Origin of the sequence: Streptomyces sp. NPDC035033 (assembly GCF_040636735.1) — a bacterium.
Lineage (GTDB): Bacteria > Actinomycetota > Actinomycetes > Streptomycetales > Streptomycetaceae > Streptomyces.
Window position 1 is genome coordinate 25,992 of the sequence record NZ_JBEZUZ010000063.1, and the last position, 20,483, is coordinate 46,474.

Below are 20,483 nucleotides of genomic sequence, written 5' to 3' on the forward strand. Positions count from 1 at the left end.
AACCGCCGGGCGGAGACGGTCCGGCCCGGTCCCGGGGCGGAGGGTCAGCCGTAGCTGCGGGCCGGGGCCGGTCCCACGGCTCCGGCGACGGCCTCGGCCAGGGAGTCGATGTCGGGGCGCGAGAGTCCGGAGACGGTGAGGCGGACGGCGGGGCCGGCGGCGATGCGGAAGCGGGCGCCGGGGGCGACCGCCCAGCCCGCGGCGAGCAGGCGCGTGACGGCGCCGGTCTCGTCGGCGACCGGCACCCAGACGTTCATGCCGCTGCGCCCGTGCGCCTCGACGCCCCGCCGGGCCAGGGCCCGGACGAGGGCGTCGCGCCGCTCCCCGTACGCGTCGGCGACGGTCTCGGGGTCCACCGCGTCCGTGGCCCACAGGTGGACGACGGCCTGCTGGAGGAGCCGGCTGACCCAGCCGGGGCCGAGGCGCTGCCGGCCGAGGACCCGGTCGACGGTCTCCGGATCTCCGGTGAAGGCGGCGATCCGCAGGTCCGGCCCGTACGCCTTGGCGACCGAACGGACGAGCACCCAGCGGTCGGTGACCCCGGCGAGCGGCCGCAGCCGCCGGGAGACGATGCCGTGGCCGTGGTCGTCCTCGACGAGCAGCACCCCGGGGTGGGCGGCGAGGACGCGGCGCAGCTGTGCCGCGCGGGCGGGGCCGACGCAGGCGCCGGTGGGGTTCTGGGCGCGGTCGGTGACGATCACCGCGCGGGCCCCGTCGCGCTCGATCGCCCGCTCGACCTGGGCGGCGAGCGGCCCGTCGTCGTCGACGGCGACCGGCACGGGACGGAGCCCGAGCGCGGGGACGAGGTCGAGGAGGCTGCCCCAGCCGGGGTCCTCGACGGCGACGGCGTCCCCGGGCCGGAGATGGACGGCGAGGACCCGCTCGATGGCGTCGAGGGAGCCGGAGGCCACCCCGACCGGCCCGTCGGGGACGCCGTCGTCGTCGAAGGCGGCCCGCGCGAGCCGCGCGAAGTCGGGGTCGACGGGCGCCTCGCCGTAGAGGCCGGGCCGGTCGGCGTACCGCCGGGCCGCCGCGGCGAGCGCCTCGTCGAGCGGGGGCAGCAGCGCGGGGTCCGGGTTGCCCCGGCTGACGTCCCGGACGCCCGGCGGCGCCTCGACGCGCAGCGATCCGCGCGCGGTGGTGGCGGGCCGCGGGCGCACCCGGCTGCCGCGCCGCCCGTCCGTCTCGATGACCCCGCGCTCGCGCAGGGTGCGGTAGGCGGCGGCGACCGTGTTCGGGTTCACGCCCAGTGCGGCCGCCAGCTCCCGCAGCGGCGGCAGGGTCCGGCCGGGCTCCAGCTCCCCCGTCCCCACCCCCCGCTCCACGCTGGCGGCGATCTCCGCTGCGCGACGGCCTTCGATCCGATACTCTCCTAGCACAAACAAGATTATGCACTAGTGCAATCTGAAGGGCAAGGGGACCCGCCATGACCGCCACGACCGCCGCAGAGGCCATATCCACCCCGGGGTACGCCCCCACCGACCGGACCGTGCCCACCCGCGCCCGGCAGCGCGCCTCGTACGACCGGGACGTCGTCCACGCGATCCTCGACCAGGGGTACGTCTGCCACCTCGGCTTCGTCCGGGACGGCGCGCCCGTCGTGCTCCCCACCCTCTACGGCCGGGTCGGCGAGCGGCTGTACGTGCACGGCTCCACCGGTTCCCGCCCGCTCCGCATGGCCGGCTCCCGCGCGGCCGGCGCCGGTTCCGGCGGCGCGGCCGAGGCCCCCGGCCTGCCCGTCTGCCTCACCGTCACCCACGTCGACGGCCTCGTCCTGGCCCGCTCCGCCTTCCACCACTCGCTCAACTACCGCTCGGTCGTCGTCCACGGCACCGCCCACCAGGTCACCGACCCGGAGGAGCTGCGCACCGCGCTCGACGCACTCGTCGACCAGGTGGTCCCGGGCCGCTCGGCCGACTCCCGGCCGGCGAACGCCAAGGAGCTGGCCGCCACCGCCGTGATCCGGCTCGACCTGGACGAGGTGTCGGCGAAGGTCCGCGACGCCGGACCGAACGACGACGCCGAGGACCTGGCCCTGCCGCACTGGGCCGGCGTCGTCCCGGTCGCCCCGCGCACCGGCGCCCCGGTCCCGTCGGCGGACCTGGACCCGGCGATCGCCCTGCCCGCCTACCTGACCGCGCTCTGAGGGGACCGCCATGCTCATCCACCCCTGGGACGCCGCCACCGACGAGACCGAGTGGCGGGAGTGGCTCGCCCGCCACGACTTCGGCCAGCTCGCCGTCAACGGCCTGCCCGGCGACCCGCCCTGGGTGCAGCCGGCCCACTTCCGCTACGAGGCGGAGCCGGGCCCGTACGGCCGCGTCCTCCTCCACCTCGCCCGCCCCAACCCCCTGTGGCGCGCCCTGGAGGCCGACCCCCGGGTGCTGCTCAGCGTGGTCGACGACTACGTGTACGCCCCCGGCCACTGGACGGCGCCCGACGGCGCGCCCACCGAGCACGGCACGCCCACGTCGTACTACGCGGCGGTGCAACTGCGCTGCACCGCGCGCGTGGTGGACGACCCGGCGGAGAAGGCCGAGCTGCTGAACCGGCAGGTCGCCCACTTCCAGCCGGAGGGCGGCACCGCCCCCCGTGGCCCCCGGCGAGGCCCCCTTCGGGCGGATGCTCCCGGGCCTGCGGAGCCTGGTCCTGGAGGTGACGGAGGTGCGCGCGAAGTTCAAGTACGCCGGCAACAAGCCCGCCGCGACGCAGGAGCGGATCGCCGGCCGGCTGGCCGAGCGGGCCGGCCCGGGCGACCTCGCCGCCCGGGCCCACCAGCTCCGCCGCCTTGCCGCCGGCTCCTGACGCCCGCACGGGCGCCCGGGACCGGCGGCGCGGCTCCTTTCCGCTACACGGCCGCGGGTGCCGCGTCCCTGCGCCGCTCCGCCGCCGTCCGCGCCTCCGCGAAGGCGAGGCCGGTGACGGCCGCGAGCAGCAGCACCGTGCCGAGCACCGTCGTCGCCGTCAGCTCCTCGCCGAGCAGGGTGACGGCGAGGAGCGCGGCGCTGACCGGCTCCAGGAGCATGATCACGGAGACCGTCGTGGCCCGGACGACCGCCGCCCCCGCGAAGTACAGGGCGTAGGCGAGGGCCGTCGGGATCGCCGCCACGTACAGCAGCAGGAGCAGCAGCCGGACCGCGTCCTCGGTGTGCGGCAGCAGCCCCTCGGCGACCGCCAGGGGCAGCACGACGAGCGCGGAGACGCCGAAGGTCCACGCGGTGCTCGCGAGCGAGCCGGCCGCGCCGCCGCCGGTGCGGCCGAGCCACCGGGTGAGCAGGGTCAGCGCGGCGAACCCGGCGGCCGAGAGCACCGCGTAGCCGACGCCCGCGAGCCGGACCTCGGCTCCCCCGCCGCCCAGGACGAGCACGGCGAGCCCGGCGAGCGCGCCGGTGACGGCGGCGAGACCGCCGAGGCCCAGGCGCTCGCCCATGGTGACGCGGGCGCCGACCGCGATGAGGACGGGACCGGCGCCGAGGGTGACGACGGTGCCGACGGCGAGCCCGGTGGCCTCGACGGCGGCGAAGTAGGCCGTCTGGAAGACGGCGAGCCCGACCCCGGTGCCGACGATCCGGACCAGCCGGGTCCGGCGGCTCTCCCCCGCGGCGGAGACGGAGGCGGCCGCTCGCGCCGGCCGGCGGCGCGACAGGCGCAGCGCCGGGACGGCGAGCAGCAGGAGGAGCCCGCCGGCGCAGCGCCAGAAGGAGAGGGCCAGGGGCCCCATGTCGCTGTTGCGGAAGACGAGGGAGCCGGCGGCGCCGGCGGTGCCCCAGGCGATGCCGGCGACGACGAGGTGGACGAGGCTGCGCCCGACGGGCAGGGAGGGTTCCGTGGCAGGGAAGGTCTGCGTGTTCGACACGTGGTCTCTCCGTGAGGACGGTCCGCGCGGAACGGACCGGGTGAAGGGTGGTCGCTCGCCGCGCGCGCGGGCGGCGACGGACCGCCCGGGGGCGTGGTCGCCCGCCCGGGCCCGGTCGTCGTCCTCGGAGAGGGTGCCGCGCGCGCTAGGCGGCGGGCGGCGGAAGAACGGTCGCGTGCATGAGCGGCACCCTACGGGGTGGCCCGACCGGCCGACAACTCCTCCGCGCGCTCCGCCTCCGGGCCCCCGTCCGACCCGGCGACGGGCCCCTCGGACGGCGCCTTGGGCGCGGCGGACTGGGCGATGAAGGCGCCGACGAGGACGAGCGCGCCGCCGAGGAGCTGCGGCGGGTCCAGGTGCTCGCCGAGCAGCACCCAGGCGAGGACGGTCGCGACGACCGCCTCCAGGCAGGCCACGACGCCGGCGACCTGCGGCGAGAGCCGGCGCACCGAGACGACGCCGGTGACGTACGCGAGGACGGTGGCGATCAGGACGATCCAGCCGAGCAGCAGCCAGGCCGGCACCGAGGTCCCGTCGAGGTCGGCCCGCCCGGTCAGGAGGCCGGCGTCCATGCCCCACGGGCGGGCGACCGCGGTGAGCACGAGCGCGCCGATGAGCAGCCCGTACGCGATCACGCCGAGCGGATCGACCGGCTCGGCCTCGTCGGTCCCCTGGTCGGAGAGGACGAAGTAGCCGACCTGGCAGCAGGCGGCGGCGAGCGCGAGGAGCAGGCCGAGGAGGTCGAAGCTCAGCCCGGACCAGACCTGGACGACGCAGGCGAGGCCGACGACGGCGAGCACCACGCCCAGGGCGGCGGCGCGGGTGACCGGCCGCCGCTGGACGAAGCGGACCCAGCCGAGGACCAGCGCGGGGGCGAGGTACTCGATGAGCAGGGCGACGCCGACCGGGATCCGGGAGATCGAGGCGAAGTAGAAGGCCTGGACGCCGGCGACGGCGAGCAGGCCGAAGCCGAGGAGCAGGCCGGGCTTGCGGCGCAGCAGGTCCCGGTGGCGCCAGGCCACGGGCAGCATGACGAGCGCGGCGCCGGCGACCCGGAGCCAGACGACGTGGAGCGGATCGAGGCCCGCCTCGATCAGCGGCTTGGCCGCCACTCCCGAACCACCGAATGCGAAGGCCGAGGCCAGGGCGAGCCCCAGGCCGGCACTTCTCCCCTGAGACGCGTGCATCGGGCCATCATGACAGGCCCCGGTCAGGCGTGTAACCCCCGTCGCACCTGTTGAGACGGGCCCCGGAAGCCCCCTCGCCCGCCCCGGGACTCAGCCCTCCGCCTCCCGCGCGAACGCCCCCTCGCCCGGCGGCCGCCCTCTCCCCGGCACGACCCCTCCCCCCGACGGGATCTCCCCGCCCCGCACGTCCCCTCCCCCCTGCGGCCCCCCTTCGCGGCCGAGGGCGGCGGCGGAGGCCGCGGCGAGCGCGACGGCGCGGGCGCCGAGGGCGGGCGGGTCGATCCCGGCGTGCCGGAGCACCTCGCCGGCCCGGCTGCCGGGGTCCGCGGCGAGCCCGGCCAGCAGGTCGAGCCCGCGGGGCTGTTCCTCGCCGCGGGCGGCGGCGCGGCGCAGGGCCTCCTCCAGGGCGGCCGCGGCCGCCGGGGACCAGCGGGAGGCGCGGCGGTGCGTCCCCTCCCCGGCCCGGACGGCGGGCAGCGGGCGCGGGGCGCCGTCGCCCTCGGCGGACCGCTGCCAGCGGAGCCCGTATCCGATCGAGCGCTGGACGAGGTAGCCGAGGACCCGCGCGACCCGCTGTTCGCCGTCGAAGGCGGCGCGGGTCTCCGGGTCGGACTCGACGAGGGCGTGCAGGAGGTGGGCGGTGTCGACCTGGCGGTCGCCGTCCCGCAGGGCCCGGCGGCGGGCGGCGCCGAGCACGGTGGCGAGCAGCGGTGCGGGCCCGGCGGGAGCCGGGGACGGGGTGGGACGCGACGGGACGGGAGGGTGCACCCTTCCACCTCATCAGCCGCGCCCGCCCGGGTCATCACACGGGAGAACCATGTCCGCGTCCCACCGGAGTCGTGCACAGGTGCGCGACTCCTCCTCCTCGGGGAGGAGATCCGGTCGATTCCTCCGGCGGGGCGCGCGCCGCCTTGCCTTTCGCCCGGGACGCAACCACGGACCGCCGCCGGGCGTCCTTCCTGTGTGTTCTGGATGGTGGGTCTGCGCGCGTGCGACGGCCGGCAGTTCGTGTACCGGGTGTACGCCCCCCGGGAGGCGCTGCCGGGCGATCTGTTCTGGGCCGCGTTCCACCGCCACGAGGACGACGGCGGCCCCCGGGTGTCGGACTCCTTCGACGCGGCCGAGATCTGGTGGATCGGCGGCACGGGCCCGGCCGCCGCAGAACTGACGGTTCATCAGTATTGAATGTTCACGCCCGCCCGGCTACGTTCCGCGACACCAGAACCCAGCGGGCACGCGTGAAGGGGTGGTCGTCATGGCCGAAGTCAGCGCGGAGGCACGGATCGAGGCACCGGCGGGGAAGGTGTGGGAGCGCCTCACCGACTTCGGTTCGTACGGGGAGTGGAACGCCACCCACACCGGCTTCCCGCAGGGCGGCCCCGAGACCCTGGCGGCCGGGGCCACGTTCACCGAGAACATGAAGCTGATGGGCTTCCCGGCCGAGGTGCTGTGGACCGTCGAGGAGCTGGAGGACGGCCGGGTCCTCGCCATCCGGGGCAAGGGTCCGATGGGCGTGACCGTCGGCACCCGCTACTCGCTCGCCGACGAGGGCGGGGCGACGACGGTCCGCATCGACGGCGAGTTCACCGGCGCGGCGGTCTCCCTGATGGCCGGGAAGCTCAAGGACTCGGCGACGGCGGCGCTGAACGAGTCGCTGCGCAAGCTCTCCGGCCTGGTCGTCTGACCGGCCCCGCGCGGCGAAGGGCCCCCGGCGGTGCGGCACCGGGGGCCCTTCGTCCTTCCCGCGCCGCGGGCTCAGTGCTCGTCGGCGAGGATCAGGTACAGCTTCTTCCGGGCCTCGTTGACGACCGCGACGGCCTTCTGCCGCTGCTCGGGGCTGCCGGTCTTCCAGACCTGACCGAAGGCCTCCATCAGGCCGGCGCCGGCCTGGCGGACCTCGTCGAGGGCCTCCCGGTCGATGCCGCGGCCGGCTTCCTCCCAGGGGGCGTCCGGCGCGGTCCCGGCCTCCTCGCGCCCGGTGTCGGTGAGCGAGAAGAGCTTCTTGCCGCCCTCGCTCGCGCTGACGATCAGGCCCTCGTCCTCCAGCAGCTGGAGGGTCGGGTAGACCGAGCCGGGGCTGGGCTTCCAGGCCCCGCCGCTGCGCTCGCCGATCTCCTGGATCATCTCGTAGCCGTGCATCGGGCGGTCCTTGAGCAGGGCCAGGATCGAGGCGCGCACGTCTCCGCGCCGCGCCCGCCCCCGGCCGCCGCCCCGGCCGCGCCCGAAGGGGCCGCCGAAGCCGGGACCGCCGCCGAAACCGGGTCCGAAGGGCCCGAAGGCGGCCCGCCGCCCCTCGAACTCGCCCCGCGGTCCGGGCCCGTACGCCCCTCGCCCGGCCCCACGGCCGTGACCGTGACCGCACGCGTGGTCGTGTCCATGTGAACGCATCGCGACGCTCCTTCCGTGAGATTCCATCGTTGAACTATCACGATGCTTCAACGATATATCGGAACTGTTCGTCGAGCAACCCACCGATCGTCCGCTCCCCGACCTGTGCCCCGACCCGCGCCCCGACCGAAGTCCGGCCGCCGCCGTTGCGCGCCCCCGCGCCCGGTGCGCCCCGAGAGGATCGGGGCATGGCGAACTCACCCGTGCGGATCGACGCCCTCGTCGTCGATGCCGTCGACCCCGAGCGGCTCGCCGCGTTCTGGTCCGAGGTGCCCGGCCGGCCGGTGGTGGGCCGCACGGGCCCCTATGTGTGGCTGCGGCGCGAGAACGGTCTGGGACTGGGCTTCCAGCGCGCCGCCGGGCCCAAGTCGGTGAAGAACCGCATGCACGTCGACGTCGCCGCGGCCGACCCGCTCGCGGAGCGGGAGCGCGTCGAGGCGCTCGGCGGGCGCCGGCTGGAGGAGTACGACGCCGGCGGGTTCCTGGTGATGGCGGACCCCGAGGGCAACGAGTTCTGCGTCATCCCCGAAGGCCCCTTCGAACTCGACGACGAGGGGCGCGCCCACTACCTCGCCTGACCGGCCTTCCCGTCCGCGCCGGGAGGGCGCCGGCTCCCCCGCCGTCACCGGAGGACGACCGGCGCCGGGGCGACCGGGCCAGGCGTCCCGGATTGGCCTTGGTCCGCCGTTCCCGCCCACCGGTACGGTCCGGACCATGCGCATCCGAATCGTCGACGCCTTCACCGACCGCCCCTTCTCCGGCAACCCCGCCGGCGTCCTCCTCCTCGACTCCTTCCCGGACGACTCCTGGCTCGGGAAGGTGGCCGCCGAGGTCAACCTCTCCGAGACCGCCTTCGCCCACCCGCTGCCCGCCGGCGGCGAGGCCGACTGGGCGCTGCGGTGGTTCACCCCGACGACCGAGGTCGACATGTGCGGCCACGCCACCCTCGCCACCGCCCACGTCCTGCGCACCACCGGCGCGGCGTCCGGCCCGGTCCGCTTCGCCACCCGCTCGGGCGTCCTCGGCGCCGCCCCCGAGGCGGACGGCGGCATCACGATGGACTTCCCGACCTCCTCGCTCACCCCGCTCCCGGTCCCGGACGGCCTGGCGGAGGCGCTGGGCGCCGAGATCGTCGCCGTCCACGACACCGCCGCCCACGTCGGCGACCTCCTCGTCGAACTCCGCGACGAGGAAGCCGTCCGCGGCCTCGCCCCGGACCTCGCGGCCCTCAAGGCCCACTCCTCGCGCGGCGTGATCGCGACGGCCCTCGCCGCCGGCCCCGACGGCGGCTACGACTTCGTCTCGCGCGGCTTCTTCCCGGCCGTCGGCATCGACGAGGACCCGGTCACGGGCAGCGCGCACACCGCGCTCGCGCCCTACTGGTCGGCCCGCCTCGGCCGCGAGGAGCTCACCGGCTTCCAGGGGGGCGCCCGCACGGGCCTGGTGCGCACCCGGCTGCGCGGCGACCGCACCCTCCTGACCGGCCACGCCGTGACCGTCATCGACGGCGAGCTGCACGCCTGAGGCACCCGCCCCGGCGTGCGGCGCGCCGAAGACCCGCACGGAGGATCCGGTACGAAGAAGGGGCGTACGGCTCCGGTGCCGTACGCCCCTCCGGCCCCGCCGGGCCTCACGCCGTGGGCAGCCAGTCCACCTTCCCCGCCAGCAGTCCGTAGCCGACGAAGGCCACGATGTCGAGCAGGGCGTGGGCGACCACCAGCGGTCCCACCCGCTGCCAGCGGCGGTAGAGCAGCGCGAAGACGACGCCCATCACCACGTTGCCGATGAAGCCGCCGATGCCCTGGTAGAGGTGGTACGAGCCGCGCAGCACCGAACTCGCCACCAGCGCGGCCGTCGGCGTCCACCCCAACTGCCCCAGCCGGCGCAGCAGGTAGCCGACGACGATGACCTCCTCCAGGACGGAGTTCTGGATCGCCGAGAGGACGAGGACCGGGTACTTCCACCACACGTCGGGCAGGGACTCGGGCACCACCGTGAGGTTGAAGCCGGAGGCCCGCGCCACGAGGTAGAAGGCGAGGCCCGCGCTGCCGATCCCGGCGGCCACCAGCGCCCCGCGCCCGAGGTCGGGCCAGGGCCGGGTGCGGTCGAAGCCGATGGCCCGCAGGCCGGAGCCCTCCCGCATGAGCAGGTGGGCGACGAGGACGACCGGCACGAGGGCCGTGGCGATGCCGAAGAGCTGCCAGGTGAGGTCGAGCCAGGGGCGCCCGGGGGCGTACGAGCCGTTGAGGGTGGCGGCCTGCTCCTTGAGCGCGCCGGGCCTGGTCAGCGAGCCGACGAAGCTGATGAGGGAGGAGACCCCGCTCGCCCCGAGCGAGAGCGCGAGCACGATGAGGGTCTCGGAGCGCAGCACCCGGCGCGGGAGACCGCCCGGGGGCGGGGAAGCGTCCACGACCCGTTCTTCCGCCACCACGCCCGTCTCCCGTTCCCGTCGCGACCGCCCCGGGACCGGCCGGCCCGGCCCCCGATACGACGATCATGCGCGACGGCGCCCCCGGAACGCCATCCAGGGGTCCCGCGGCCCCTGCTACGCCCCCGCGGCCCCCACCGGCCAGGTGTGCACCGGCTCCCCCTCCAGCATCAGCCGCCGGTAGCGCCGGGTGGTCGCCGCCAGGGCCGCCTCCCGGTCGAGACCGGACTCCAGGGCCCGGTGGAAGGTGTCGGCCTGCCAGGACGCGCCGTTCACCCGGCGCCGGCACCGCTGCTCGATGACGCCCAGGTAGAAGTCGCGGTCCGCCGGGTCGACGTGCCAGGCGTCGAGCCCCGCCGCGGCCAGCGGCAGCAGTTCGTCGAGGACGAGGCGTACGGCCGGCTGGGTCGCGACGCCGCCCGCGCGTCCCGGCCGGGGCCAGCGCAGCTCCGCCTCGATGCCGTACCGGCAGGCGGCGTCGAAGTTCGCCTCGGCGTCCTCGAACGCCATCCGCTTCCACGGCGGGCGCGGGTCGTCGGCGAGGGAGCGGACGAGTCCGTAGTAGAAGGCCGCGTTGGCGAGGACGTCGGTGACGGTCGGGCCGGCGGGCAGGACCCGGTTCTCCACCCGCAGGTGCGGGACGCCGTCGACCCAGCCGTAGACCGGCCGGTTCCACCGGTAGACGGTGCCGTTGTGCAGGACGAGCTCCTTGAGCTGCGGCACCCCGCCGCCGTCGAGGACGAGCAGCGGGTCCTCCTCGTCGCACAGCGGCAGCAACGAGGGGAAGTAGCGCACGTTCTCCTCGAAGAGGTCGTACACCGAGTCCACCCACCGCTCGCCGAACCAGGTGCGCGGCCGGACGCCCTGGGCCTGGAGCTCGGGCGGGCGGGTGTCGGTCGCCTGCTGGAAGAGCGGCGGGCGGGACTCGCGCCACACCTCGCGGCCGAAGACGAAGGGCGAGTTGGCGCCCAGGGCTATCTGCACGCCGGCGACGGCCTGGGCGGCGTTCCAGACGGCGGCGAAGCGGGCCGGGGTGACCTGGAGGTGGAGCTGGACCGAGGTGCAGGCGGCCTCCGCGATGATCGACTCCGAGGTGTGCCGGAGCCGTTCGACGCCCTGGATGTCGAGGGTGATCCGTTCCCCGCGGGCGGCGAGGATCTGGTCGTTGAGCAGGGCGTAGCGGTCCGCCGAGGAAAGGTTCTCGAAGACGAGCTCGCGCTGGGAGAGGGTCGGCAGTATGCCGATCATGACGACCCCGGCGTCGACTTCGGCCGCCTTGCGGTCGGCATATCCCAGTCCGGTTCTCAGTTCTTCCGCGAGCCGGTCGAAAACGTGGCCGCCGAGCCGGCGCGGCGCGATGTTCACTTCCAGGTTGAACATTCCGAGTTCGGTCTGGAAATCGGCGCTCGCGATCTTTTCGAGGACGGCGTCGTTCAGCATCCGCGGGAGTCCGTCGGGGCCCGCGAGATTGAGTTCGATCTCCACGCCCATGAGGTTCCGGGGGCGGTCGAACCGCTGCTCCGCGAGGAGCCGGGCCAGCGCCGCCAGACACTGCTGGAGCTTGCGCCGGTACCGCTGCCGGTCGGCCGGGCCGAACCCGTCCGTCGCGACCTTCTCCCCCATCGAGGCGTCCCTCCGCGTGGGCGGCCACCGGGCGGGGCCGCGCGTACGGACGATGATGCCCACGCCACTGATCGACAACGCCTGAGTTTCCGGCCGCTCCGCGGATAGTCTGGTACGCACCTGCCGCCACGCGCGCCCCCTTCCGTCCCGGGAACCGGCCGACGACATATACCAATGTCATATTGCCTCCCCGGCACGGGCCGCGCGGCTTTCGGAATTCGGACGTCCGGCTTGCCGGGGAATGCGAGGACGGAGATCCTGTCCTCGCTCGGATTCCGCTCCGCGGCCCGTCGGATACGACCTGATGGCACCTTGCCAGGAATATTGGCGGCGTCTAGCGGAAACAATCTGTGAACACGTGTCGTATAAACTCCGCGGACGAGGCGGAGCGCCGGTGACGGCCATGACCGCATGGCCCCCCGCTCCGCCCCCGCCGCCGACAGCGCCGTCGCACATGCCCCCCGTACCCCCGTATCACCGTGTCTCCTGAGCGAGAGGCGACCCACACGATGCTCCGACCCACCCCGGCCCCCGCGCCGGCCCTGCGCAGTGTCCTCGCGGCACTCGGCTCGCCCACGGCCGTACGCGAGGCCCGCACGCCCGCCCTGCGCGCCGCGTCGGGACCGCTGAGTCCCGAACTCCCGCTGCCCGTCCACGTGTTGAGGATCTCAGCCGCCGCCGGACAGACACCCGGCACCCGGCTCGTCGGCTGGCGCTTCCTCATCCGCGGCGGGGGCCGGGCGATCGCCGCCGCGGACACCATGCTCACCCCGGACGGCTGGTCCTTCTCGCACTTCTTCGAGGGGCCGTACGTCGCCGCCACGGAACGGGCACTGGTCCAGGCCGAGGCGCTGCCGGGGACGTACGAGCCGCGGCTGCTCTCGGTCCCGGAGCTGTACATGCTGACGCTGTGGCTGCACGCCGACCCGGACGGCACGGAACCGGGCACCGAGTCCGCCGACGTCCTCGTGCCGCTCGCCCCCGCGCCGCCCGGCATCGCCGCCAACCGCCCCTATCGGGTGGCCGACCTGCTGCCCGTGCTCAGCACGCGGCTCGCGCCGCCGCCGCTGCTCGGCTCCGCGGCACCCGCCTGATCCGGCCCCCGCGCACCGCCCCGTGACCCCGCCGGGTCACGGGGCGCACTGCTGTCCGAAGGCCCGCGTCCGAACACCGGCGCCGAACACCCCTCCCGTACGGACTAGCCCGCTCGGGCCACCCCGAACCACCCGAAAAGGCGGGGGTGTTGACCTGAACCGCCCCTGCGGGTGATGCGTCTTCACAGGAGCGGACGAGCTGACGCGAAATCCCTGCGGAAGACCGTCCGTGCGGCAAGACTGGGACCGGAACCGAACCGACCGACGGGGGCGGCCATGAGCGCGAAGAGCCGCAGGACATCCACCACGACGCAGCGAAAGAACCCACCCATGTGCCAGCACCAGCCTGCCTGTCCCACCGCCGACTCCGCCGACCGTGAGGCCGCCCGCCCGGTGGCGTGCCACCCGGAGCAGGGGTGGAGCCTGCTGTGCAACGGTGTCCTGCTCTTCGAGGACACCGGCGAACTGCTGCCGGACGGGCAGATCATCGCTCCGCACCGGCCGCTGACGACGGGCGGGGTGACGACGGCGGCCTGAGCCGCCGCTCGGGCAGCGCCGAGGGCCGGCCCGGAGGAGACTCCGGACCGGCCCTCCGTCACGCCCGCCGTCAGTGGTCGTACTCGTCCAGCGGAGGGCAGGAGCAGACCAGGTTCCGGTCGCCGAAGGCGCCGTCGATGCGGCGGACCGGCGGCCAGTACTTGTCGGCCTTGGAGACGCCGGCCGGGAAGACGGCCTCGTCGCGCCCGTAGGCGTGGTCCCACTCGCCGCCGAGCGCGGCCGCGGTGTGCGGGGCGTTGCGCAGCGGGTTGTCCTCGGCGGGCCACTCGCCGGAGCCGACCTTCTCGATCTCGGCGCGGATCGCGATCATCGTGTCGCAGAAGCGGTCCAGCTCGGCCAGGTCCTCGGACTCGGTCGGCTCGATCATCAGCGTGCCGGCGACCGGGAAGGACATGGTCGGCGCGTGGAAGCCGTAGTCGATCAGGCGCTTGGCGATGTCGTCGACGGTGACGCCGGTCGCCTTGGTCAGCGGCCGCAGGTCCACGATGCACTCGTGGGCGACGAGCCCGGCCGGACCGGTGTAGAGCACCGGGTAGTGCGGCTCCAGGCGCTTGGCGATGTAGTTCGCCGCGAGGACGGCGACCTGGGTGGCGCGCTTGAGGCCCTCGCCGCCCATCAGGCGGACGTACGACCAGGAGATCGGCAGGATGCCGGCCGAGCCCCACGGGGCGGCCGAGATCGGTCCGACGCCGGTCTCCGGGCCCGCGGTGGGCTGGAGCGGGTGGTTCGGCAGGTACGGGGCGAGGTGCGCGCGGACCGCGACCGGGCCGACGCCGGGGCCGCCGCCGCCGTGCGGGATGCAGAAGGTCTTGTGCAGGTTGAGGTGCGAGACGTCGCCGCCGAAGTGGCCCGGCTTGGCGAGGCCGACCAGGGCGTTGAGGTTGGCGCCGTCGACGTACACCTGGCCGCCGGCCTCGTGGACCTCGGCGCAGATGTCGGCGACGTGCTCCTCGAAGACGCCGTGCGTCGACGGGTAGGTGATCATCAGCACGGCGAGCTCGTCGCGGTGCTGCCCGATCTTGGCGCGCAGGTCCTCGACGTCGACCTCGCCGTCCTCGGCGGTCTTCACGACGACGACCTTCATGCCGGCCATCACCGCGGAGGCGGCGTTGGTGCCGTGCGCGGAGGACGGGATGAGGCAGACGGTGCGCTGCTCGTCGCCGTTGGCGCGGTGGTAGGCGCGGACCGCGAGGAGACCGGCCAGCTCGCCCTGCGAACCGGCGTTCGGCTGGATCGAGACCTTGTCGTAGCCGGTGACCTCGGCCAGGCGCTCCTCCAGCTCGGTGATGAGCGTGACGTAGCCCTGGGCCTGCTCGATCGGCGCGAAGGGGTGGATCTGACCGAACTCGGGCCAGGTGACCGGCTCCATCTCGGTGGTCGCGTTCAGCTTCATGGTGCAGGAGCCGAGCGGGATCATGCCGCGGTCGAGCGCGTAGTCGCGGTCGGCGAGCCGGCGCAGGTAGCGCAGCATCGAGGTCTCGGAGCGGTGCGCGTGGAAGACCGGGTGGGTCAGGTACGCGTCGGAGCGCAGCACACCGGCCGGGAGGGCGTCCTCGGTGACGGCGTCCAGGGCCTCGACGTCCGCCGTGACGCCGAAGGCGCCCCAGACGGCGGCGAGCTGCTCGCGGCCGGTGGTCTCGTCGCAGGAGACCGAGACGTGGTCGGCGTCGACGCGGTACAGGTTGACGCCGGCCTCGCGGGCGGCGGCCACGACGGCGTCGGCGCGGCCCGGCACGCGGGCGGTGATCGTGTCGAAGAAGGAGCCCTGGGTGAGCTCGACGCCCCCGGCGGTCAGACCGGCGGCCAGGATCGCCGCGTACCGGTGGGTCCGCCGCGCGATCTGCTTCAGGCCCTCGGGGCCGTGGTAGACGGCGTACATGCCGGCCATGACGGCGAGGAGCACCTGGGCGGTGCAGATGTTGCTGGTGGCCTTCTCGCGGCGGATGTGCTGCTCGCGGGTCTGCAGGGCGAGGCGGTACGCCTTGTTGCCGTCGGCGTCGACGGAGACGCCGACGAGGCGGCCGGGCAGCGAGCGGGCGTGCTTGTCCTGGACGGCCATGTAGCCGGCGTGCGGGCCGCCGAAGCCCATGGGGACGCCGAAGCGCTGGGTGGTGCCGACGGCGATGTCGGCGCCGAGCGAGCCGGGCGAGGTGAGCAGGGTGAGCGCGAGCAGGTCGGCGGCGACGGTCACGATCGCGCCGAGCTCGTGGGCGGCGTCGATCAGCGGCTTGATGTCGCGGACCGCGCCGGAGGCGCCCGGGTACTGGATCAGGACGCCGAAGACGCCGCGCTCGGCGACCTCGGCCGGGATGCCCTCGGAGAGGTCGGCGACGACGACCTCGACGCCGGTCGGCTCGGCGCGGGTCTCGATGACGGCGATCGTCTGCGGCAGGGCGTCGGCGTCGACGAGGAAGACGCCGTTCTTCACCTTGCCGACGCGGCGCGAGAGCGACATGGCCTCGGCGGCGGCGGTGCCCTCGTCGAGGAGGGAGGCGCCGGAGGTCGGCAGCCCGGTGAGGTCGGCGACCATGGTCTGGAAGTTGAGCAGCGCCTCCAGGCGGCCCTGGGAGATCTCCGGCTGGTAGGGCGTGTACGCCGTGTACCAGGCCGGGTTCTCCATGACGTTGCGGAGGATGACCGGCGGGGTGAAGGTGCCGTAGTAGCCGAGGCCGATCATCGGGGCGAGGACCTGGTTGCGGCCGGCGAGGTCGCGCAGCTCGGCCAGAACCTCGGCCTCGGTGCGGGCGCCCGGCAGGGCCAGCGCCTCGGCGTTCTTGATGACGTCCGGCACCGCGGCGGCCGTCAGCTCGTCGAGCGAGCCGTAACCGACCTGGGCGAGCATCTTGGCCCGCGCCTCGGCGTCGGGTCCGATGTGCCGCTGCTCGAAGGGAATGCCCTGCTCGAGCTCGGAGAGCGGAGTGCGGTTGGCGGTCATGATGCGGGGGCCTCCTGGTCGTCACGACCTGCGAGGGGCACCACGGCGCGGGTGCCCGGACGGCCTCCCCCTCTGTCATCTCAACCTGAGAGCTTCACCGGCACGCCCGTGGGCACACCGGCTTTCACCGTCGGTGAGAGCGGATTCCGTCGGACTCCCGCCCTGCTTTCCAGAGTGACCTCGCCCGCGCGGTACCGGGTGCCTGAGAGATTCCGGGGAGGATTTGCTCCTTCGGCGCCCCCGGAAACGTTCTCCGGAGGACTCTCCCGCACGGTGTCGACAGCCACAGCCAGCCTACCAGCGCGGTTGTGCGCGTCATCGCTCAAGTGGCCGACATCCCGGATGTGCACTTTCGTAGGGGTGTAGAGCAGTTGCGACCAGTTGGAGGGACCGTGCAGACCGACATCGATCCGCGCAGCCTGATCGGCCGCAAGGCGTTCGACCGGAACGGACACAAGATCGGAACCGTGGACGAGGTGTACCTGGACGACGCGACCGGCGTGCCCGAATGGGCGGCCGTGCGCACCGGTCTGTTCGGCCGGGACGCGTTCGTCCCGCTGGAGCCGAGCGAGCTGGCCGACGACGGCCTCCACGTCCCCTTCGAACGCTCCCTCATCAAGGACGCCCCGGACTTCGGCGTGGGCCGTCACCTCTCCCCCGAACAGGAGCTCCAGCTCTACCGCCACTACCAGTTGACGCTGCCGCCCCCACCGGACCACATCCCCGACTTCGGCCGCCTCGCCGGGCAGGACGACGTCGCGTAGGACCGGCTCACTCGCCCGCGAGGACGGCGGGGGCGGAGCCCTCCGCCCCCGTCGCCCCGCCGGGCACCAGCGGCAGCGGATCCGCCGGCTCCAGCTCCGGGTCGTCCACCGCGAAGGTCCGCACCCGCCCCGGGGCGGTGCCGCCGGGCTCCTCGAAGCGGACGGTGACCCGGCCGAGCCCGCTGCCCTGCACCCAGCCGGCCCCGAGGACCGCGTGCCGCACGTCGTGCCCGGGCGCCCACCGCCGCGTCGCGGTCTCCGTGGCCGTCGCGGGCGCGGCCGCGGCCACGGCGGCCCCCGCGGTGCCCTCCGCGGCCCGCGGAGCCCCCTCGGGCGCCCCCGCCCCCGTCACGGCCTCCGCCCCCGCGGCGGCCTCGGCCTCCGCCTCCGCCTGGGCGAAGAGGTCCTCCTGGGTGTAGTCGGCCAGCCCGCTCACCCCGACCCCCAGCAGCCGCACCCCGCCCGTGGTGTCCACGAGGTCGAGCAGCCGCTCCGCGGCCTCCCGCACCACCAGCGGATCGTCCGTCGGCCCCCGCAGCGTCTCGGACCGGGTCAGCGTCGAGAAGTCGTACCGGCGCACCTTCAGCACGATCGTCCGCCCCGAGTGCCCCGCCGCCCGCAGCCGCGCCACGCACCGCTCCGCCAGCCGCTCCACCTCCAGCCGGATCCGCAGCCGGTCGTGCAGGTCGATGTCGAAGGTGTCCTCCACGGAGACCGACTTGGCGTCCCGCTCGGCCACCACCGGCCGGTCGTCGTGCCCGAGCGCCATCCGGTACAGCGAGGTCCCGTGCGCCCGCCCCAGGATCCGTACGAGCTCGTCCTCGCCGGCCTCCACCACCTCGGCGACCGTGGTGATCCCCGCCCGCCGCAGGTGGTCACCGGTCGCCGGCCCCACCCCGGGGACGATCCGCACCGACCGGGGCGCGAGCAGCGCCCGCTCGGTCCCCGGCTCGAAGAGCACGAGCCCGTCCGGCTTCGCCTCCTCCGAGGCGATCTTCGCGAGCATCTTGGACCCCGCGAGCCCCACCGAACCGGTCAGCCCGGTCGTCGCCCGGATCTCGGCCCGCAGCCGCTCCCCCACGGCCCGCGCGCTCGCGCTGTCGTCCGCCAGCCCCCCGGCCTCCAGGTCCACGAAGGCCTCGTCCAGGCTGAGCGGTTCCACCAGCGGCGACAGCCGCCCGAGAAGGCCCATCACCTGCCCGCTGATCGCCCGGTAGAAGGCGAAGCGCGGCACCAGATAGGCCGCGTGGGGCGCGAGCCGGCGCGCCTGCGCCATCGGCATCGCGGAGTGCACGCCGAAGCGCCGCGCCTCGTACGAGGCGGTGGCGACCACTCCGCGCGGCCCGAGCCCGCCCACCACCACGGGCTTTCCGCGCAGGCTCGGCTTGGACGCCTGCTCGACGGCGGCGAAGAAGGCGTCCATGTCCAGATGCAGGATCGTGGGGGCGGCTCTCACGTCTCCGATGCTGCCTCACGCCACTGACAATCGCGGGCGCGGGCGACCGGCCGCCCGCACCGGGGAGGGCCGCTCAGACGGCCCGGTCGCGCCGGCGGCGCGCCAGCTCGTCCTGCGGGTTGTGCCCGACCAGCGTCTCGCCGGTGTCGACGCGCTCGCCGTGCAGCTGCGACAGCGCCGCCTCGACGTCCCGCCAGACGACCCCCACCGCGATGCCGAAGACGCCCTGCCCGCCCTGGAGCAGCGAGACGACCTCGTCCGGCGAGGAGCACTCGTAGACGGTCGCCCCGTCGCTCATCAGCGTCATCCGCTCCAGATCCCGGAAGCCGCGGGCGCGCAGGTGCTGCACGGCGGCCCGGATGTTCTGGAGGGCGACGCCCGTGTCGAGGAACCGCTTGACGATCTTCAGGACGACGACGTCGCGGAAGCTGTACAGCCGCTGCGTCCCGGAGCCGTACGCGGGCCGCACGCTGGGCTCGACGAGCCCGGTGCGCGCCCAGTAGTCCAACTGGCGGTAGGTGATGCCGGCGGCCGCGCAGGCCGTGGGGCCGCGGTATCCGATCGCCTCGTCCGCCACCCCGGCGCCCGCCCCCGGACCGAGGTCGCCCGCACTGCCGTGAAGCGGATACGGCGCGGTCTCCCCGGACACGCGTCCGAGCGAGCTCCCTGCCGTACCGTCCGCGCTGCTCATCACGCCGACCCTCCGTCCTTGACCTGCCCACTCGAAGGTAGGCAGTCACCAGGGGTGCGTCAACGATCGCCACACTCGGCACGCCGAGTGATAATCACCCAGAGAGTGGTTTCCCGTGTCCCACTCCGGGGAAAGGCTACTCGAATGCGCCGGCAGCGCTCTCCGGTCGCCCGTTCACGCCCCCGCCGGAGCGGCGGCCGGGCCCCCGCCCGTCACTGGCTCCCGAAGTCCTCCGGCGAGATCTGATCGAGGAATTCGCGGAACTTCTCCACCTCGTCCTCCTGCTCGTCGGGGATCGCGATGCCGGCGTCGTCGAGGACGCCGTCGCTGCCGAAGATCGGCGAACCGGTCCGCAGGGCCAGGGCTATCGCGTCGGACGGCCGCGCGCTCACCTCCACGCCGCTGGCGAAGACCAGCTCGGCGTAGAAGACCCCGTCCCGCAGGTCGGTGATGCGGACCTGGGTCAGCTCCTGGCCCACGGCCTCCAGCACGTCCTTGAAGAGGTCGTGCGTCAGCGGCCTGGGCGGAGCCATGCCCTGCTGGGCGAAGGCGATCGCGGTCGCCTCGCCGGGTCCGATCCAGATGGGAAGGTACCGGTCGCCTCCCACCTCGCGCAGGAGCACGATCGGCTGGTTGGAGGGCATTTCCACCCGGACACCCACAACGTCGAGCTCGTTCACACAGCAACCCTAGGACGTGCCCGACCGGTTTGGATAGTCGGGCCCCCGCTCGGGGCCGCGCGGCCCCGTCCCGGAGCCCTCCCCGGACCGCCCCCGGACGTCACTGCAGGCGGATCCCGAGCGCCGTCTGCACCAGGGCGGCGTGCAGCCGCACCGACAGCTGGGCCAGCTCGGCGGCCGTGTCCTCGGCATGGGCCCTGGTCTGCGGGTTGCGGTGGCGGCGCAGCGGCGCGACGACCTGCTCGATGAGCCCGGCCTCCCGGTCCGCCGAGGCCTTCACGCCCCGCAGGTGGCGCGGTTCGAGCCCGAACCGCCCGAGGTCGGCCACGATCCGGGCCACGTTGACGCTCTCCGCGTCGTAGCCGCCGCCCTCGCCCTCGCCGATCAGGCCGTACGACTCCCACTCGGCCAGCTCGGCCTCGGTGACCCCGGCCGCGGCGATGAGCTCGGCCCGGCCCAGCCGCGCGACGGGCGGCCGCTCGCCGCCCTCCTCCTCCGGGGGGCCGTCGAGCAGGCCGTCCAGCAGATCACGGCGCCGGCCGGGTGCCGGGAGCTTCACCTGCTCGCCGCGGGCGAGGGCGTCGAGGTGCTCCCGGATGACCTTCAGCGGAAGGTAGTGGTCCCGCTGCATCCGCAGGACGGCGGCGAGCCGCTCCACGTCCTGCGGGCTGAACTTCCGGTACCCGGAGGCCGTGCGCCGGGGCTCGACGAGCCCCTCGGCCTCCAGGCGCCCTCGTCGCCGACCGGATCACCGCCCAGGAGATCCGGGCCGTCTCCGACCTCGTCGCCGGCCGCAAGCAGTACTACGAGGTCAACCTCGAAC

General features: G+C 74.6%; 19 protein-coding genes, 2 pseudogenes and 1 riboswitch. Of the genes and pseudogenes, 9 read left to right on the forward strand and 12 right to left on the reverse strand.

What is annotated here, in order from left to right:
• Nucleotides 1–44 precede the first annotated feature (44 nt).
• Nucleotides 45–1,379, reverse strand: a complete 1,335-nt coding sequence (locus AB0E83_RS23835) for an aminotransferase class I/II-fold pyridoxal phosphate-dependent enzyme (protein ID WP_362115319.1) — start codon at nucleotides 1,377–1,379, stop codon at nucleotides 45–47.
• 47 nt (nucleotides 1,380–1,426) lie between these two features.
• Between AB0E83_RS23835 and AB0E83_RS23840 the strand changes: the two genes are divergently transcribed.
• Both AB0E83_RS23840 and AB0E83_RS23845 read left to right on the forward strand, forming a co-directional pair.
• The gene (locus AB0E83_RS23840; protein ID WP_362115322.1) at nucleotides 1,427–2,146 is read left to right on the forward strand and encodes a pyridoxamine 5'-phosphate oxidase family protein; all 720 of its coding nucleotides are present in this window, start codon (nucleotides 1,427–1,429) and stop codon (nucleotides 2,144–2,146) included.
• Between the two features lie 10 nt (nucleotides 2,147–2,156).
• Nucleotides 2,157–2,805, forward strand: a pseudogene (locus tag AB0E83_RS23845) (FMN-binding negative transcriptional regulator).
• 43 nt (nucleotides 2,806–2,848) lie between these two features.
• Here the strand turns inward: AB0E83_RS23845 and AB0E83_RS23850 are convergent.
• From AB0E83_RS23850 to AB0E83_RS23860, 3 genes are all read right to left on the reverse strand, one after another.
• The gene (locus AB0E83_RS23850) at nucleotides 2,849–3,856 is read right to left on the reverse strand and encodes an EamA family transporter (RefSeq protein WP_362115325.1); all 1,008 of its coding nucleotides are present in this window, start codon (nucleotides 3,854–3,856) and stop codon (nucleotides 2,849–2,851) included.
• A gap of 191 nt (nucleotides 3,857–4,047) precedes the next feature.
• Nucleotides 4,048–5,043 carry a DMT family transporter gene (locus tag AB0E83_RS23855; RefSeq protein WP_362115328.1) on the reverse strand — a complete coding sequence of 332 codons (996 nt, stop codon included), beginning with the start codon at nucleotides 5,041–5,043 and terminating at the stop codon, nucleotides 4,048–4,050.
• Between the two features lie 90 nt (nucleotides 5,044–5,133).
• Entirely contained in the window at nucleotides 5,134–5,751 is a 618-nt protein-coding gene (locus tag AB0E83_RS23860; protein ID WP_362115370.1) for a Clp protease N-terminal domain-containing protein, read from the reverse strand.
• A 255-nt stretch (nucleotides 5,752–6,006) separates the two neighbouring features.
• Between AB0E83_RS23860 and AB0E83_RS23865 the strand changes: the two genes are divergently transcribed.
• Together AB0E83_RS23865 and AB0E83_RS23870 are read left to right on the forward strand one after the other, a co-directional pair.
• Entirely contained in the window at nucleotides 6,007–6,228 is a 222-nt protein-coding gene (locus AB0E83_RS23865) for a hypothetical protein (RefSeq protein WP_362115331.1), read from the forward strand.
• Between the two features lie 70 nt (nucleotides 6,229–6,298).
• A complete protein-coding gene (locus AB0E83_RS23870) occupies nucleotides 6,299–6,727 on the forward strand; it encodes an SRPBCC family protein (RefSeq protein ID WP_362115334.1) in 429 nt (142 codons plus the stop codon).
• Nucleotides 6,728–6,798: 71 nt separating this feature from the next.
• Here the strand turns inward: AB0E83_RS23870 and AB0E83_RS23875 are convergent, their stop codons facing one another.
• On the reverse strand, nucleotides 6,799–7,431 hold the full coding sequence (locus AB0E83_RS23875) for a PadR family transcriptional regulator (RefSeq protein WP_362115337.1): 633 nt from the start codon (nucleotides 7,429–7,431) through the stop codon (nucleotides 6,799–6,801).
• 188 nt (nucleotides 7,432–7,619) lie between these two features.
• On the opposite strand from AB0E83_RS23875, the gene AB0E83_RS23880 reads away from it, so the two are divergent.
• Together AB0E83_RS23880 and AB0E83_RS23885 are read left to right on the forward strand one after the other, a co-directional pair.
• Nucleotides 7,620–8,009: a VOC family protein gene (locus AB0E83_RS23880; RefSeq protein ID WP_362115340.1), complete on the forward strand. Its 390-nt coding sequence runs from the start codon at nucleotides 7,620–7,622 to the stop codon at nucleotides 8,007–8,009.
• Between the two features lie 136 nt (nucleotides 8,010–8,145).
• Nucleotides 8,146–8,955 (forward strand): PhzF family phenazine biosynthesis protein, encoded by an 810-nt coding sequence (locus AB0E83_RS23885; RefSeq protein WP_362115343.1) that lies wholly within the window; start codon nucleotides 8,146–8,148, stop codon nucleotides 8,953–8,955.
• Between the two features lie 106 nt (nucleotides 8,956–9,061).
• Here the strand turns inward: AB0E83_RS23885 and AB0E83_RS23890 are convergent, their stop codons facing one another.
• Both AB0E83_RS23890 and AB0E83_RS23895 read right to left on the reverse strand, forming a co-directional pair.
• Nucleotides 9,062–9,841, reverse strand: coding sequence for a CPBP family intramembrane glutamic endopeptidase (locus AB0E83_RS23890; RefSeq protein WP_362115346.1), 780 nt, complete (start codon nucleotides 9,839–9,841; stop codon nucleotides 9,062–9,064).
• A gap of 135 nt (nucleotides 9,842–9,976) precedes the next feature.
• Nucleotides 9,977–11,482, reverse strand: a complete 1,506-nt coding sequence (locus AB0E83_RS23895; RefSeq protein ID WP_362115349.1) for a glutamate-cysteine ligase family protein — start codon at nucleotides 11,480–11,482, stop codon at nucleotides 9,977–9,979.
• A gap of 509 nt (nucleotides 11,483–11,991) precedes the next feature.
• On the opposite strand from AB0E83_RS23895, the gene AB0E83_RS23900 reads away from it, so the two are divergent.
• Together AB0E83_RS23900 and AB0E83_RS23905 are read left to right on the forward strand one after the other, a co-directional pair.
• A complete protein-coding gene (locus tag AB0E83_RS23900; protein WP_362115352.1) occupies nucleotides 11,992–12,576 on the forward strand; it encodes a hypothetical protein in 585 nt (194 codons plus the stop codon).
• Nucleotides 12,577–12,906: 330 nt separating this feature from the next.
• On the forward strand, nucleotides 12,907–13,113 hold the full coding sequence (locus tag AB0E83_RS23905) for a DUF5999 family protein (protein WP_362115355.1): 207 nt from the start codon (nucleotides 12,907–12,909) through the stop codon (nucleotides 13,111–13,113).
• 70 nt (nucleotides 13,114–13,183) lie between these two features.
• On the opposite strand, the gene gcvP is transcribed toward AB0E83_RS23905, so the two are convergent.
• Entirely contained in the window at nucleotides 13,184–16,069 is a 2,886-nt protein-coding gene (gene gcvP / locus AB0E83_RS23910) for an aminomethyl-transferring glycine dehydrogenase (RefSeq protein ID WP_362115358.1), read from the reverse strand.
• 179 nt (nucleotides 16,070–16,248) lie between these two features.
• Nucleotides 16,249–16,348: riboswitch (glycine riboswitch) on the reverse strand.
• A gap of 113 nt (nucleotides 16,349–16,461) precedes the next feature.
• On the opposite strand from gcvP, the gene AB0E83_RS23915 reads away from it, so the two are divergent.
• Nucleotides 16,462–16,833, forward strand: a complete 372-nt coding sequence (locus AB0E83_RS23915) for a PRC-barrel domain-containing protein (RefSeq protein WP_362115361.1) — start codon at nucleotides 16,462–16,464, stop codon at nucleotides 16,831–16,833.
• A 7-nt stretch (nucleotides 16,834–16,840) separates the two neighbouring features.
• Here AB0E83_RS23915 and AB0E83_RS23920 read toward each other — a convergent pair whose 3' ends face one another.
• From AB0E83_RS23920 to AB0E83_RS23935, 4 genes and pseudogenes are all read right to left on the reverse strand, one after another.
• Nucleotides 16,841–18,289 carry a DNA polymerase IV gene (locus tag AB0E83_RS23920; RefSeq protein ID WP_362115364.1) on the reverse strand — a complete coding sequence of 483 codons (1,449 nt, stop codon included), beginning with the start codon at nucleotides 18,287–18,289 and terminating at the stop codon, nucleotides 16,841–16,843.
• A 73-nt stretch (nucleotides 18,290–18,362) separates the two neighbouring features.
• Nucleotides 18,363–18,980, reverse strand: coding sequence for a MerR family transcriptional regulator (locus tag AB0E83_RS23925; protein WP_362115367.1), 618 nt, complete (start codon nucleotides 18,978–18,980; stop codon nucleotides 18,363–18,365).
• A gap of 212 nt (nucleotides 18,981–19,192) precedes the next feature.
• Nucleotides 19,193–19,660: a bifunctional nuclease family protein gene (locus tag AB0E83_RS23930; RefSeq protein ID WP_030492457.1), complete on the reverse strand. Its 468-nt coding sequence runs from the start codon at nucleotides 19,658–19,660 to the stop codon at nucleotides 19,193–19,195.
• Between the two features lie 100 nt (nucleotides 19,661–19,760).
• Nucleotides 19,761–20,387, reverse strand: a pseudogene (locus tag AB0E83_RS23935) (MerR family transcriptional regulator); the annotation flags it as partial.
• Nucleotides 20,388–20,483 lie beyond the last annotated feature (96 nt).

What these genes read in the sequence shown, in the direction of transcription:
- AB0E83_RS23885 (WP_362115343.1), top strand. Translation starts at nt 8,146, where the DNA reads ATGCGCATCCGAATCGTCGACGCCTTCACCGACCGCCCCTTCTCCGGC.
- AB0E83_RS23855 (WP_362115328.1), bottom strand. Translation starts at nt 5,043, where the DNA reads ATGCACGCGTCTCAGGGGAGAAGTGCCGGCCTGGGGCTCGCCCTGGCC.
- AB0E83_RS23895 (WP_362115349.1), bottom strand. Translation starts at nt 11,482, where the DNA reads ATGGGGGAGAAGGTCGCGACGGACGGGTTCGGCCCGGCCGACCGGCAG.
- AB0E83_RS23900 (WP_362115352.1), top strand. Translation starts at nt 11,992, where the DNA reads ATGCTCCGACCCACCCCGGCCCCCGCGCCGGCCCTGCGCAGTGTCCTC.
- AB0E83_RS23880 (WP_362115340.1), top strand. Translation starts at nt 7,620, where the DNA reads ATGGCGAACTCACCCGTGCGGATCGACGCCCTCGTCGTCGATGCCGTC.
- AB0E83_RS23925 (WP_362115367.1), bottom strand. Translation starts at nt 18,980, where the DNA reads ATGAGCAGCGCGGACGGTACGGCAGGGAGCTCGCTCGGACGCGTGTCC.
- AB0E83_RS23905 (WP_362115355.1), top strand. Translation starts at nt 12,907, where the DNA reads ATGTGCCAGCACCAGCCTGCCTGTCCCACCGCCGACTCCGCCGACCGT.
- AB0E83_RS23840 (WP_362115322.1), top strand. Translation starts at nt 1,427, where the DNA reads ATGACCGCCACGACCGCCGCAGAGGCCATATCCACCCCGGGGTACGCC.
- AB0E83_RS23870 (WP_362115334.1), top strand. Translation starts at nt 6,299, where the DNA reads ATGGCCGAAGTCAGCGCGGAGGCACGGATCGAGGCACCGGCGGGGAAG.
- AB0E83_RS23875 (WP_362115337.1), bottom strand. Translation starts at nt 7,431, where the DNA reads ATGCGTTCACATGGACACGACCACGCGTGCGGTCACGGTCACGGCCGT.
- gcvP (WP_362115358.1), bottom strand. Translation starts at nt 16,069, where the DNA reads ATGACCGCCAACCGCACTCCGCTCTCCGAGCTCGAGCAGGGCATTCCC.